11 protein-coding genes and 3 pseudogenes are annotated in these 13,707 nt (G+C 63.3%); all 14 read left to right on the forward strand.

Annotated elements, in window-relative coordinates; genetic code table 11:
- Positions 1–81: 81 nt before the first annotated feature.
- The 14 genes and pseudogenes from ACFQH2_RS12605 (at position 82) to ACFQH2_RS12670 (ending at position 13,593) form a co-directional block, all read left to right on the forward strand.
- The gene (locus ACFQH2_RS12605) at positions 82–774 is read left to right on the forward strand and encodes a DUF7345 domain-containing protein (protein ID WP_377076803.1); all 693 of its coding nucleotides are present in this window, start codon (positions 82–84) and stop codon (positions 772–774) included.
- On the forward strand, positions 723–1,031 hold the full coding sequence (locus ACFQH2_RS12610; protein WP_377076804.1) for a hypothetical protein: 309 nt from the start codon (positions 723–725) through the stop codon (positions 1,029–1,031). The genes ACFQH2_RS12605 and ACFQH2_RS12610 overlap by 52 nt, the downstream gene beginning before the upstream one ends.
- A gap of 1 nt (position 1,032) precedes the next feature.
- The gene (locus ACFQH2_RS12615) at positions 1,033–1,275 is read left to right on the forward strand and encodes a helix-turn-helix transcriptional regulator (RefSeq protein WP_377076805.1); all 243 of its coding nucleotides are present in this window, start codon (positions 1,033–1,035) and stop codon (positions 1,273–1,275) included.
- A 67-nt stretch (positions 1,276–1,342) separates the two neighbouring features.
- Positions 1,343–2,833, forward strand: coding sequence for an Asp-tRNA(Asn)/Glu-tRNA(Gln) amidotransferase subunit GatB (gene gatB, locus ACFQH2_RS12620; protein WP_377054111.1), 1,491 nt, complete (start codon positions 1,343–1,345; stop codon positions 2,831–2,833).
- A 140-nt stretch (positions 2,834–2,973) separates the two neighbouring features.
- The gene (locus ACFQH2_RS12625) at positions 2,974–3,300 is read left to right on the forward strand and encodes a HalOD1 output domain-containing protein (protein WP_377054113.1); all 327 of its coding nucleotides are present in this window, start codon (positions 2,974–2,976) and stop codon (positions 3,298–3,300) included.
- A gap of 114 nt (positions 3,301–3,414) precedes the next feature.
- Positions 3,415–5,936 (forward strand): annotated as a pseudogene (locus ACFQH2_RS12630) (DNA topoisomerase I).
- 51 nt (positions 5,937–5,987) lie between these two features.
- Positions 5,988–6,516 (forward strand): annotated as a pseudogene (locus tag ACFQH2_RS12635) (transcription factor).
- On the forward strand, positions 6,516–7,184 hold the full coding sequence (locus ACFQH2_RS12640; protein WP_377054119.1) for a DUF2110 family protein: 669 nt from the start codon (positions 6,516–6,518) through the stop codon (positions 7,182–7,184). The pseudogene ACFQH2_RS12635 and the gene ACFQH2_RS12640 overlap by 1 nt, the downstream one beginning before the upstream one ends.
- 7 nt (positions 7,185–7,191) lie before the next feature.
- Positions 7,192–7,962, forward strand: coding sequence for a DUF5803 family protein (locus ACFQH2_RS12645; RefSeq protein WP_377054121.1), 771 nt, complete (start codon positions 7,192–7,194; stop codon positions 7,960–7,962).
- Positions 7,963–7,967: 5 nt separating this feature from the next.
- On the forward strand, positions 7,968–8,762 hold the full coding sequence (locus tag ACFQH2_RS12650) for a CBS domain-containing protein (RefSeq protein WP_377057078.1): 795 nt from the start codon (positions 7,968–7,970) through the stop codon (positions 8,760–8,762).
- A 53-nt stretch (positions 8,763–8,815) separates the two neighbouring features.
- A pseudogene (locus ACFQH2_RS12655) lies at positions 8,816–10,650 on the forward strand (acyl-CoA dehydrogenase family protein).
- Between the two features lie 81 nt (positions 10,651–10,731).
- Positions 10,732–11,430 (forward strand): competence/damage-inducible protein A, encoded by a 699-nt coding sequence (locus ACFQH2_RS12660; protein ID WP_377054123.1) that lies wholly within the window; start codon positions 10,732–10,734, stop codon positions 11,428–11,430.
- A 201-nt stretch (positions 11,431–11,631) separates the two neighbouring features.
- On the forward strand, positions 11,632–12,447 hold the full coding sequence (locus ACFQH2_RS12665; protein WP_377054125.1) for a YihY/virulence factor BrkB family protein: 816 nt from the start codon (positions 11,632–11,634) through the stop codon (positions 12,445–12,447).
- Positions 12,448–12,489: 42 nt separating this feature from the next.
- Positions 12,490–13,593 carry an ATP-NAD kinase family protein gene (locus tag ACFQH2_RS12670; protein ID WP_377054127.1) on the forward strand — a complete coding sequence of 368 codons (1,104 nt, stop codon included), beginning with the start codon at positions 12,490–12,492 and terminating at the stop codon, positions 13,591–13,593.
- Positions 13,594–13,707 lie beyond the last annotated feature (114 nt).

Below are 13,707 nucleotides of genomic sequence, written 5' to 3' on the forward strand. Positions count from 1 at the left end.
CGTTTTTGCGGCGGTTTGCGACGGTCGGTCGCTGCTCGCCCGAACGATTTATGACTGCCGAACAGCGAGTAGGCGCTATCCGTGAACCACCTCCCAGACCGGGTTTTCGTCGCGATTATCGTGATCCTCCTCTCCATGTCGGGGATCATCGTCCCAGTTGGCGCGGCGCCCGCCATGAGCGCGTCCACAGCAGATATCGGGGCGGGCACGCTATCGGTCACACAGGAGGAGTCACCGACAGAGGTCGCCGCGGCGCAGCCAGCGGCTGATAGCACGGTGACCAGGATCGCCGTCCACGAGAACGGCTCGGCGACCTGGGAGCTCTCGGTACGGACGCGCCTCGACACCGAGCAGCGAGTACAGGAGTACAAGGAGTTCCAGACGCAGTTCCGTGACGACCGGGACGCACGGATCGAGGAGTTCGGCGACCGGATGAGCGGTGTGGTCGAGAACGCCGCGGCGACGACCGGCCGAGAGATGACGACGACCGAGTTCGACGCCAGGACGAGTATACAGGAGTTCCCACGTCGCTGGGGCGTCGTCACCTACTCGTTTCGCTGGGACGGCTTCGCACAGCGTGATGACGGTGACGTCCTCGTCGGCGACGTCTTCGCCGGTGGGTTCTACCTCGACACCGACGACGCACTGATCTTCGAACCTCCGGCCGGATACGAGCACACCGCTGTCGAGCCCTCCCCGAGGAGGTCGACGGGGATGAACTGGTGTGGCGCGGACGCGAGGACTTCGCCGACAGGACCCCATCGGTTCGACTGACGCCGACGGACGACGGAACCACCCCGCAGGGCACGAGTTCCGACGGTCTCGGCGACGCCGGGGTCATCGTGTTCGTCGGCGTCGTATTCGTCGCTGCTCTCGTCCTGCTGTATCGGCAACGAGGTAGCGTGAGGGCCGTCCTCGAGCGGTTCAGAAAGGGCTCAGGCCGAGGATTCGCCGTCATCGCCCGACGAGGGCCAGACAGCGGATTCGCCGCCGGACACCAGTCCCGGGTCCGAAGCGAGCGCGACTGGTGAGTTGTCCGCGAGCGTCGCCGCCACGACGATACCAGTAACCGACGAGGATCGCGTTCGGACGTTGCTCGCCGACAACGACAGGCGGCTGAAACAGTCGGCGATCGCCGCCCAACTGGAGTGGTCCGACTCGAAGACGTCCCGCGTCCTGTCGTCGATGGCCGACGAGGGCACCGTCGAGAAACTCCGCATCGGACGGGAGAACGTGATCGATCTGGCCGACCGCGATAGCGGCGACGCGGAGTGAGCAATCGGCGCGTCGAGCCGTTTCGGTGTCGTTAGCCTTTAGCAGTCGGGCCCCGAACCGACTCGCAATGACTGCGCAGGCGACCCAGCAGGACGCCGACCTCACCGTCGTAATCGGTCTCGAGGTCCACGTCCAGCTAGAAACCGAGACGAAGATCTTCTGTGGCTGTTCGACCGACGCCGACGACAGCGGGCCGAACACGAACACCTGTCCCGTCTGTCTGGGGCTGCCCGGCGCGTTGCCGGTGCTGAACGAGGGGGCCGTCGAGGCCGCCGTCAAGGTGGGTAAGGCGCTCGACTCCGAGATCCCCGAGGAGACGCGCTTTCACCGGAAAAACTACTTCTACCCCGACCTGCCCAAGAACTTCCAGATCACCCAGTACGACGAACCGATCTGTCAGGGCGGGGAGTTGGAGGTCACCGTCGAGGGCGACCGCCGCGCTATCGGCATCGAGCGCGCCCACCTCGAAGAGGACCCCGGCAGCCTCCAGCACGTCGGCGGCTCTATCGACACGGCCGACTACACACTGGTCAACTACAACCGCGCCGGCGTCCCGTTGCTCGAAATCGTCACGCGCCCGGACTTCCGCAGCCCTGACGAGGTTCGCGCGTTCCTCGCGAAGATGGAGGAAGTGCTGGAGTATCTCGCTGTCTTCGACAGTACGCGCGACGGCAGTCTCCGCGTGGACGCCAACATCTCGCTGATCGAAGCCGACGAACGGGACACCGACGGCGAGATCAGCGACGAGGCGCTCGCGGCGGCCAACCGCACGGAGGTCAAGAACATCTCCAGTCACAAGGGCGCGGAGAAAGCGCTGGCCTACGAGGTCACTCGCCAGCGCAACGCGATCCAGCGCGGGCGCGGCGTCGAGCAGGAGACCCGCCACTGGGACGAGTCCAAGGGGATCACCGTCTCGATGCGATCCAAAGAGGAGGAGAAAGACTACCGTTACTTCGAGGAGGCGGACCTCCCACCGCTGCGAGTGTCGGACTGGAAAGAGCAGATCGACATTCCCGAACTGCCCGCGGCCCGGCGGGAGCGCTTCCGCGAGGAGTACGGCCTCGGTGAAGAAGCCGCGAGCAAACTCACCTCGACGAAACAGGTCGCGGACTTCTACGAGCACGTCGCCAAGGAGTTCGACCCCGATCTGGCGGCGACCTGGGTCGCCGACAACCTGCTCGGCGAACTCCACTACCGGGACATGGCCGTCACGGATATCGAGGCTCGACTCGACGAGTTTACCCGACTGATCGAACTCGTCGACGAGGACGAGATCACGTCCAAGAACGCCGAAGAGATCGTGCTGCGGTCGATGCTCGACGACGGCGACGATCCGGATAGGATCGTCGAGCGGGAGGGCCTCGAAAAGACGGGGGACGACGCGGTCGCGAAAGCGGTCTCGGCCGCGATTGAGGAGAATCCCGACGCCGTCGCGGACTACTACGACGGTCAGGACGACGCGCTGAACTTCCTCGTCGGACAGGTGATGGGAGCGACTGGCGGAAGCGCCGATCCCGGGACGGTCAATCAGCTACTACGCGAAGAGTTGGACAGATAACCATTGGGGACAGATCGGGCGTTTGAGGCGCTCTATGGCCCGTTATAAGCGTCCGCAGCGGGAGAAGTTCACCGTCACCGACATGTCGAGCGCTGATAACTAGGGGGATGATTCAAGTTTGTGCGTCTTGCAGAGTACGTATGGACAAACAGAGTTTTCACGAGTTCTCTACAGACCGTTCCGAACCGGCACTCGACGGCACATCGCTCGCCGCTGATGGCCCGAAGGCGATTTTCGAACCCGATGCGACCGGTTCCACCGCTGAGGCGATCATTTCGATCGTCGCCGAAACCGACGGCCGTGATCCGCTCGAACTGCCGCCACTGTACGAGGCGGTCGATCCGGAGGCACTCAATCAGCTCTGTATGAGCAGTTCCGATTCCGACCTCCGCGTCTCGTTTAACTACGCCGGATTTACCGTTCTCGTCGAGGGGAGCGGAATCGTTCATCTGCTCGACGAAGAGTAGTCGCCGAGCCATCGACCCCGACGGAGTACTGCGATTCTTCACCCCGAAAGCTTTACCAGCAGCGTTGTCCTATTCCTGACAACGACCGGCACCCAGGTGTCGGAGGTGGTTTACTTGGAACTGATAATCACAGAGAAGAACAACGCAGCGCGTCGGATCGCTGATATTCTCAGCGGCGGCACTGCGTCGTCTTCGCGACAGAACGGCGTCAACGTCTACGAGTGGGGCGGGAAACGATGTGTCGGGCTCTCCGGCCACGTCGTCGGCGTCGACTTCCCCGAGGAGTATAGCGACTGGCGCGACGTCGAACCGGTCGAACTGATCGACGCCGACGTCGAGAAACGGCCGACACAGGAATCGATCGTCGCCTCGCTTCGCTCGCTCGCACGCCGGGCCGACCGCGTGACGATTGCGACTGACTACGACCGCGAGGGCGAACTGATCGGCAAGGAGGCCTACGAACTCGTCCGCGAGGTCAACGAGTCGGTGCCGATCGACCGCGTTCGGTTCTCGTCGATCACGGAAAACGAGGTGCAGAACGCCTTCGCAGAGCCGGAAGAACTCGACTTCGATCTGGCAGCCGCGGGCGAGGCCAGACAGGTCATCGACCTGATGTGGGGGCGGCGCTCACACGCTTTCTCTCGCTGTCGGCGCGCCAACTCGGCCAGGACTTCATCTCGGTCGGTCGGGTCCAGTCGCCGACGCTGAAACTGATCGTCGACCGCGAGCGCGAGATTCAGGCGTTCGATCCCGAATCGTACTGGGAGATCTTCGCCGATCTGGAAAAGGATGGCTCCACGTTCGAGGCCCAGTACTTCTACCGCGACGAGGACGGCAACGAGGCCGAACGCGTCTGGGACGGGCCGGTCGCCGAAGCGATCTACGATCGGATCGCCGTCGACGACGGGAGCGTCTCGGTCGACAGCGTCTCGCGGCGGACCCGCACTGACACGCCGCCCGCACCGTTCGACACGACCCAGTTCATCAGTGCGGCCGGGTCGCTGGGCTACTCCGCACAACGGGCCATGAGCATCGCCGAAGACCTCTACACGGCGGGCTATATGACCTACCCCCGGACGGACAACACGGTGTATCCGGACGACCTCGATCCCGAGGCGCTACTGGATTCGTTCGTCGGCCACCACACGTTCGGCGAGGGTGCCGAATCGCTGCTGGAGCTAGATGCCATCGAACCGACTGAGGGAGACGAGGAGACGACTGACCACCCACCGATCCATCCGACCGACGAACTCCCGAAAAAGAGCGACCTCTCCGACGACGAGTGGGAGATCTACGAACTCGTCGTTCGGCGTTTCTTCGCCACCCTCGCCGAGGCCGCAACGTGGGAACACCTCAAAGTCGTCTCCGAACTCGAGGGCCAGATCGATGTCTCCCTCCCCCACGACACCGAGGCGGTGACGTTCAAGGCCAACGGGAAACGCCTGCTCGAAGCGGGCTATCACGACGTCTACCCGTACCTCAGCACGAGCGAGAACTACGTTCCCGACCTCGACGAGGGCGAACAGCTAGAAATCGTCGATAGCCGTATCGAGGAAAAGGAGACCCAACCGCCACGACGCTACGGCCAGTCCCGGCTCATCGAGACCATGCAGCAACTCGGTATCGGGACCAAGTCGACCCGCCACCACACGATCGAGAAACTGTACGACCGTGGCTATATCGAGAACGACCCGCCGCGGCCGACACAGTTGGCGATGGCAGTCGTCGAAGCCGCCGAAGAGTACGCCGACCGCGTCGTCAGCGAGGAGATGACGAGCGAACTCGAAGCCGATATGACCGCCATCGCGGAGGGTGAGGCGACGATCGACGACGTGACTGCCGAATCGCGCGAGATGCTCGAACGCGTCTTCGAGGATCTCACCGACTCCCGGGAAGAGATCGGCGACCATCTCCAGGAGTCGCTCAAAGCCGACAAACGGCTGGGCCCCTGTCCCGAGTGTGGCGAAGACCTCCTGCTTCGCCGGAGTCGCGGCGGCTCCTCCTTTGTCGGCTGTGACAGCTATCCAGACTGTGAGTACACGCTCCCGCTGCCGAGTACGGGCAAGCCGCTCATCCTCGACGACGTCTGCGAGGAACACGGTCTGAACCACGTCAAGATGCTCGCCGGGCGGAGTACGTTCGTCCACGGTTGCCCGCAGTGCAAGGCCGACGAGGCGGGTGAAGGGCCGGTCATCGGTGACTGTCCCGAGTGTTCCGACGAACACGACGGCGAACTGGTCATCAAACAGCTCCGGAACGGTTCCAGACTCGTCGGCTGTAACCGCTATCCCGACTGCGACTACTCGCTTCCCCTGCCACGGCGTGGCGAGATCGAAGTCACCGACGAGTACTGTGACGAACACGACCTGCCAGAACTGCACGTCCACAACGACGACGACGAACCGTGGGAACTCGGCTGTCCGATCTGTAACTACCGCGAGTATCAGGCCCGTGAGAGCAAGTCCGGAAGCGATCTGGAGGCGCTCGATGGGCTCGGAACGAAGACCGCAGAGAAGCTTGCTTCAGCGGGCATCGAAAGCATCGACGACCTGACCGGTGCCGAGCCCGACGACGTGGCCAGCGAGATAGACGGCGTCAGCGCGGATCGGATCCGGAAGTGGCAGACAGACGCCTGACCGACGCCGACAACAGTACTTTTAAACTCACGGCCCGTTCCAACTATAACAATGGCTTTTGAGGAGCTCCTCGAGGATCCCGTCATCCAGAAGTACCTGCACGAGTTGGTCGGCCCGAAGGGGATGCCAGTCGCCGCGGCACCTCCGGACGGCGAAGTGACCGACGAAGAGCTAGCCGAGGAACTCGACATGGAACTCAACGATGTCCGCCGGGCCCTGTTTATTCTCTACGAGAACGACCTGGCGACCTATCGGCGACTCCGTGACGAGGACTCCGGCTGGCTAACCTATCTGTGGACCTTCGAGTACGACAAGATTCCGGAGAACCTAGGAGGAGATGCACCGACTGTTCGAGGCACTGGACGACCGTCGGGAGTACGAGCGTAACCACGAGTTCTATCTCTGTGAGGTCTGTTCGATCCGGTTCGAGTTCGGCGAAGCGATGGACTTCGGCTTCGAGTGTCCCGAGTGTGGCTCGCCGCTCGAAGCGATGGAGAACACCCACCTGGTCGACGCGATGGATCAGCGACTCGATTCCCTCCGCGACGAACTGAACCTCGAAAACGAGGTAGAGGCCTGATGGTCGTTCTCGCAACGAAGCTGTACATCAGCGGCGACGCGCGGGACAGAGCACTCGATTCACTGCGATCGCTCGTCAACAACGACATCGGTGACCTCGATGTCGAGTTCGAGATCGGCATTCGTCACGACGACTTCCCCTCGGTAACGATCGAGGGACCGGACGCCGTGGCGGCCCGGAACGTCCTCGCGGAGGAGTGGGGACAGATCACCGACTCGTTCGAGGAGGGCGAGATCTACGTCGGAACGCTCGAAGGCTGGAACGACGATGGCTTCGTGCTCGACGCCGGCCGCGAAATCCAGATCCCGGCGGAGCACATCGACCTCGGCCGCGGGAGCCCCCAGCAGGTTCGCGAACGGTTCGGCCTCGTCCAGCACATGCCGCTCCGGTTCGTCTACGACGAGTCGTCGCCACGACTCGCCGACGAGGAGATAGACCGCCTCTACGAGTGGACCCGCGGCGACGGTCGCGTCAACGTCAACAGCGCGACCCGTGCAGAGGTACGGGCGACCGTCAACCGTGCCGGTCACGCACAGGACATCATCACCGTTGAGCGTCTCGGCCTGCTCGAACAGAGTATCGTCTGCCCCGAATCGACTGACCCGCCGGGCCTGCTCTCTAGCATCGGCAGCTATCTCCCCTCCGAACTCCGCGCAGTCGTCCCATAACGTCATAATGAACCGACGTCTGGCCGTCGCTACCGTTGTCGTCGCATTGCTCGCGGTTACCGCCGGGTGTTTCGGAAGCGGCATTTCGGACGACGAACTGGACGAAGAAGCGGAGTACGACTGGGATACCGAGGAAGACGTCGTTATCGATATCTACGAGGCCGGTGGCTTCATCAGCGATAGCGAGTACAAGGCGGTCTACAACGTCACCGGTCAGGATCAGCTAACGCTCTACCAGCGTGGGATCACTTCGGATAGTCCCGTCCGAATCCGGGCCGTACAGTACCGATCCGGCGACGACGAGTTCGTCAACGGCTCCGATCTGGATATCGAGTACGGCGACGAAAGCACCGTCATCAATCTGCCCGACGACACTGAAGGCCAACTCGCCTTCACCGCGAACGCGGAATCGAAACAGCTCAGCCAGCCCGCCTACGTCTCCGGTTCCTACCGCGTGATTCTGCCCGAGGGCTACGAGGCCAGCGATTTCCTTATCGGCCACGTCAGCCCGCGTAGCGCCGAGAGCCAGGAGATTGACGGTCGCACCCAAATCGTCTGGGACGACGTCTCGACGGCGATCTCCGTGCAGTTCTACAACGCACGGAACCAGTATCTCTTCTGGGGAGCCGTTGCGGTGTTCTCCGTCATCGCTCTTGGCGGCTACTTCTACTACAACCGCCAGATCCAGCAGATCCAGAAGAAACGCGAGGAGTTGGGCCTGAACGTCGAGCAGCCTGACGAGTTCGACGACGACGAACCGCCGCCAGGGCTACAATGACGTTGATGGAGTTCGACGAGATTCGCGTCGACGAGTACATGACCACCGACCTGAACACCGTCGGTCCGGACGCGTGGGTCGCCGACGTCGTCGACCGACTGAAAGCAGGGACACAGTACGGTGGCCTGCCGGTCTGTGGCGAGGAGGGTCAGCTACTGGGCTTCGTCGGTGCGCCCGACCTCCTGGAAATCCCTGGCGACACCCATGTCAAAAAAGTTATGAGCCGCGAACTCGTGGTGGTCCGCCCCGAGATGACCATAGAGAACGCTGCGCGCGTCATCTTCCGAACTGGCCACCAGTTCCTCCCGGTCGTCGACGAGGATGGCGTACTGCTCGGCGTCTTCTCGAACGGTGATGCCGTCAGAAGTCAGATCGAGCGGACCACGCCCGCGAAGGTCGAGAGCACATGCGGGATACTCGAACAGACTCATGGCGTCGACGCCGACGTCACCGAGCGAGAGGTCGATGTGGCCTCACTGATCCCGACCCAGCAAGAGGTGTACGCGGACGAACTCGAGGGACGCAAGTACGAACTCAGAAACGGGCTTGCGGAACCGATCATCGTCGTCTCGTACGGAGAGAAGATGCTGATCATCGACGGCCACCACAGGGCATGCGCGGCGGACGGAGTCGACATCGACCGGATGCGGGCGCACGTCCTCTCCGTTTCGCCAGAGGAGGTCGACGAACTCGGCTTTCTCGAAACCGCGCGACTCGCCGGCCTCGACTCGCTCGACGATATCTCGGTCAACGATTACGTCCAGCACCCGCTCATCGAGAAGACCGATCCGAACATCTGAGCGGTACAGTCTGCCGAGATACTATTATGATCGTCCGTGAGGAACTGTCGCTCATGACCGACGGGTTCGACTACGGCGTCTACGACCGGGGACGGAATCTGAACTACTGGAAACTCGACGGGACGCTCCGGCGGGAACTGGAGCGGGTCTACGACGAGGGCGAGTTCGAGTGGGCCCAGCCACGGCTCTCGGCCTTCGGCGCGGCCTCGGGCCACGTGATAGCCGACAACGCCGATTACGTCGACGACCACGGTCCCGAACTGCAGTCACACGACAGATACGGAGATATCGTAAACCGGGTCGAGTACGTCGCCGAGCAGTTCGAGAACGAACGGTTAGCCTATGGCTCGGGAGTCGTCGCCGACGCGTTTCAGGCACCCCCGGACGGGACGAACCGATGCCGATGAGTCACAATCTCGGGATGCTCTACTTGCTTTCGTACAGCGATCCGGGACTCGCCTGTCCCGTCGCCATGACGGGCGGCGCGGCGCTCGTCCTCGAACGGTTCGACGACGGCGACCTTGCCGAGTACTTCTCCGCGCTTACCAGCCGCGAGTACGACGACCTGATCGAGGGCGCGATGTTCCTGACCGAGGAGCAGGGTGGGAGCGATGTGGGCGCGACCGAGACGACCGCAGAGTACGACGAATCCGCCGAATGCTGGCGGCTCACCGGCGAGAAGTGGTTCTGTTCGAACATCGACGCCGAAGGGACGCTCGCGCTCGCTCGCACCGAGGACGCGCCGGCGGGAACCGAGGGACTCTCGATGTTTCTGGTGCCCCACGGCGACGGCGAGGGTGTTCTGACAAAAGAGCGGCGGGCCGAGCGGTCCGACGCCACGGTCGAGGACGGTCTCAACGACCAGCGCTACCGGCGGCTAAAGGACAAACTCGGCACGATCAGCGTCCCGACCGGCGAGGTGGAACTCGATGAGACGAAGGCGTTCCTCGTCGGCAAGCAGGAGGCCGGGTTCAAGCAGATGGCCCAGATGCTGAACCTCGAACGGCTCTCGAACGCCGCCGCGGCCTGCGGGATCATGGGGCGGGTACTGCTGGAGAGCAAAGTAAAAGCGGCGAACAGGGAGGCGTTCGGCCAGACCATCGATCAGTACCCACTGATGCGCGAGGATCTCGTCGACATGGCGGTCGATCACGAGGCAGCGACGGCATTTACCTTCGAGACCGCACGGCTGTTCTCCGAGCACGTCACGGCTCGGCGGGCGGGCGAGTCCGACGACGAAGCCTACCGGCTGATGCGACTGCTGACACCCATCGCAAAGCTCCGGACGGGCCGGCTGGCGGTCGATACCGCCTCCTACGGCATGGAGATCCAGGGCGGCAACGGCTACGTGAACGATTTCGTGACGAACCGACTCCTGCGGGACGCACAGGTGTTGCCCATCTGGGAGGGGACCGAGAACATCCTCTCGCTCGACGTGTTGCGCGCGCTCGACCGTGAGGACGCGTTCAACCCCTTCGCCGCGGTCGTACAGGAGCGTCTCGACGCCGTCTCACATCCGGCGCTCGCCGATAGCGTTGCGACCGTCACCGACGAGTTCCACGATCTGACCGCGGCCGCGGCGACGCTTGCCGCGGAGGACGGCGAGTACGCTCAACTGTCCGCCAAGCGGCTTGCGCACTACATCTTCGACGTATTCACCGCCAGCCTGTTGCTCGCACAGGCACAGGAGCGGATCGAGGAGGGCGACGGTCGCCTGGCTCTGGTCGCCGAGCGGTTCGTCGACCGACGCCTCGCAGAGAGCGAGGCTCGCAACATCACCGACGGAAGCCGCTTCGCAGTCGAGCGGTTCGAACCGATCGTTCGATTCGCGTCAGTGGATCTTGCCGACCTCGCCGACTCGGAAGCGGCGGCGGCCGACGACGACTGAGCACGACGTTCGGGGGTCGGACCTCGCAGACGCTCCCGCACTCCCGGCGCGTTTTTATTCTCCACGCCGCAAGTAGCCGGTATGCACGTCGCACTAGTCAACGTCGGGGACGAGATACTGTCGGGTGACACGACGAACACGAACGCCACCTGGCTCTGCGAGCGTCTCGACGAGCGCGGTGTCGACGTCGAGCGGATCACGGTCATCCCCGACCGCGTCGGTGAAATCGCCCGCGTGGTCAACGAGTATCGCGTCGAGTACGACGCCCTGATCGTCACCGGTGGGCTGGGTCCGACCCACGACGACATGACGATGGAGGCCGTCGCCGCCGCGTACGGTAGAGCGGTCGAATCGAACGAGGAAGCCCTGGAGTGGATCGTCGAGGAGGGTGGCTACGCCCGCAAGGACCTGGCCGAGGGGACGAGTCACATCCCTGCCGGTGCGCGCCCGCTTCACAACGAGGTCGGCGTTGCACCTGGCTGTGTCGTCGACGAGGAGGTGTACGTCCTGCCGGGCGTCCCCGCCGAGATGCGCGGGATGTTCGAGTCCATCGCCGACGAGTTTGTCGGCGAGCAACGCTACGCCAGGACCGTCACTATCGATGAACCCGAAAGTGCCCTCCTCGACCGGATCGAGGAGCTACGCGGTCGCTTCGACGTCGGTGTCGGCGTCTATCCCGGCGAGTACGTCCGGGTGAAGCTTACCGGAACCGACCCCGGGGCCGTCGAATCGGCGGCCGGTTGGCTCCACGAGCGGGTCGACGTTCGGGACACGGAGTAGCCGGCTACCGGAACAGCGAAAACAGCCACGCGAGCGTTATCAGGATGCTCCCGCCGAGCACGATGAGACTGGTCTCCCACATCGGCAGTCCGGCTTCGAGAGGGATCGGCGTCATATCGGCTTCTTTCCGGCGTGTGCTCTTAAACTTTGAGAAGCCTCGGTTGCATCCGATTTACTATCCAGAAACCCTATACTGTGAATATGGACCCGCAGGCGACCGCTCGCTCCGTCATCGATCGGATGAGTGAGAACAACGTCACCTTCCTGGCCGCCAGTATCGCGTACTACGCGTTCTTCTCGGTCGTCCCGCTGTTGCTGTTGACGCTCTCTGTCGGATCACTCGTTGGCGGCGAGGCGTTCGCCGAACGTATCGTCTCCCTCGTCGGGGACCAACTCTCCTCGTCAGGCGAGTCGCTCGTCAGCGATGCACTGGAAAACCCCGACGGACGCACTGGTGCATCGATCGTCGGCTTAGTCGGGTTGACCTGGTCAGCGATCAAGGTGTTCCGGGCGGTCGACACGTCGTTCGACCGGATCTACGTATCGGATGTCACGACCTCTCTGCCCCGTCAGATCCGGAACGGGCTAACCGTCCTTCTGCTGGTCGGTCTCGGCATCGTCGTGATGCTCGGCGTTGGGACGTTCATTCGGCGAGCGACCATCGTCGGCCCACTCTTCGTCGACCTGTTCGGTCTGGTCGCCCTGTTGGTCGGATTGACGATCGTGTTCCTGCCACTGTACTACACCATGCCGCCGACAGCGATGACCGTTCGGGAGGCGCTACCCGGAACCGTTGTGGCCACGATCGGCTGGATCGGTCTGCAGATCGGCTTCCAGATCTACACCACCTATGCTGCGAGCTTCGAGGCCTACGGGATACTCGGCGGCGTCTTGCTCTTTCTGACGTGGCTCTACTTCGGCGCAATCTTGCTCTTGCTCGGGGCCGTGGTGAACGCCGTCGTCGCAGACGATGCGACGGAGACCGCCGAAGCGGAAACGGCGGCACCCGCCGAGTGACCGACAGCCGCGTTTTTAACCGTCGCCCCGCTACGTCGGAGCATGCGTCGTATCGGCGTCGTCGTGAATCCGGTTGCTGGCATGGGCGGGCGCGTCGGACTCAAGGGTACCGACGGAAAGGTCGACGAGGCGATCGACCGTGGTGCCGAACCGCGGTCGTTCGACCGGGCAGTCGCGGCCCTGGAGTCCCTCGCCCGCCACGACTCGGATATCGAGTTGCTCGTTGCCGGTGGCGTGATGGGTGCCGACGCCGCTCGCGAGGCTGGCTTCGATCCCGAGGTCGTCACTCGGCCCGACGGAGAGACACCGGGTGAGACGAGCGCCGCCGACACCTGCGAGGCAGTACGGGCTTTCGTCGAAGCCAACGTCGATCTCGTGCTATTCGTGGGCGGCGACGGCACGGCGGTCGACGTCGCCGAGGTGCTGGATCGCCAGGAGGTGACGACGCCGATGCTCGGCGTCCCTGCCGGTGTCAAAGTGTACTCGTCGGTGTTCGGCGTTACACCGAAAGAGGCCGGCCGCATCGCCGCGACCTACGACCGAGTCGAGCCACGCGAAATAAACGATATCGACGAGGACGCCTACCGCGGCGGCGACGTCGAGACCGAACTGCGCGCGGTTCGGCCCGTGCCAGTCGCCGACGAACTACAGGCCAGCAAACAGATCGGCGGCGGGAGCGTCGAGACCCTGGCGGCAGGCTTTGCGGACAGCGTCGACTCCGGCACCACCTACGTTCTCGGGCCCGGCAGCACGCTCGGCGCGATCAAACGCGAACTCGGTTTCGATGGCTCGCCGCTCGGCGTGGACGTCTGGCGTGCGGTCGGGCGTGACGGCGATACGCCCGAGGGTAAAGTACTCGTCGAGGACGCGAGCGAGGCGGAAATCCTGGCGGCGCTGGGTGAGTCGAACGTGGCTGTCGTCTCGCCGATCGGCGGACAGGGCTTCATTTTCGGCCGCGGGAACGACCAGATCTCGCCGGCGGTGCTGGAACGCTGTGAGGTCGAAGTCGTCGCCTCGAAGGCGAAACTCGACGACCTCGACGTGCTCCGCGTAGACACTGGCGACGAGGCCGTCGACGACTCGCTACGTGGCTGGATGAAAGTACGTGTCGGCCGGTTCGAGCGGCGGATGATGCAGGTCCGGTGAGGTCAGGTGCGGTCTACTATCTCTCTGCGAATATTGTATAAAGACGCTGTCGAATATATTATGACATCATCTAGAATGATGTGCGTATGGATAAGATTAAGGTGACCTCAATGT

Origin of the sequence: Natronoarchaeum sp. GCM10025703 (assembly GCF_042661985.1) — an archaeon.
GTDB lineage: Archaea > Halobacteriota > Halobacteria > Halobacteriales > Natronoarchaeaceae > Natranaeroarchaeum.

Coding starts and splice junctions, on each gene's coding strand:
- gatB (WP_377054111.1), top strand. CDS start 1,343: ATGACTGCGCAGGCGACCCAGCAGGACGCCGACCTCACCGTCGTAATC.
- ACFQH2_RS12625 (WP_377054113.1), top strand. CDS start 2,974: ATGGACAAACAGAGTTTTCACGAGTTCTCTACAGACCGTTCCGAACCG.
- ACFQH2_RS12640 (WP_377054119.1), top strand. CDS start 6,516: ATGGTCGTTCTCGCAACGAAGCTGTACATCAGCGGCGACGCGCGGGAC.
- ACFQH2_RS12645 (WP_377054121.1), top strand. CDS start 7,192: ATGAACCGACGTCTGGCCGTCGCTACCGTTGTCGTCGCATTGCTCGCG.
- ACFQH2_RS12650 (WP_377057078.1), top strand. CDS start 7,968: ATGGAGTTCGACGAGATTCGCGTCGACGAGTACATGACCACCGACCTG.
- ACFQH2_RS12660 (WP_377054123.1), top strand. CDS start 10,732: ATGCACGTCGCACTAGTCAACGTCGGGGACGAGATACTGTCGGGTGAC.
- ACFQH2_RS12665 (WP_377054125.1), top strand. CDS start 11,632: ATGGACCCGCAGGCGACCGCTCGCTCCGTCATCGATCGGATGAGTGAG.
- ACFQH2_RS12670 (WP_377054127.1), top strand. CDS start 12,490: ATGCGTCGTATCGGCGTCGTCGTGAATCCGGTTGCTGGCATGGGCGGG.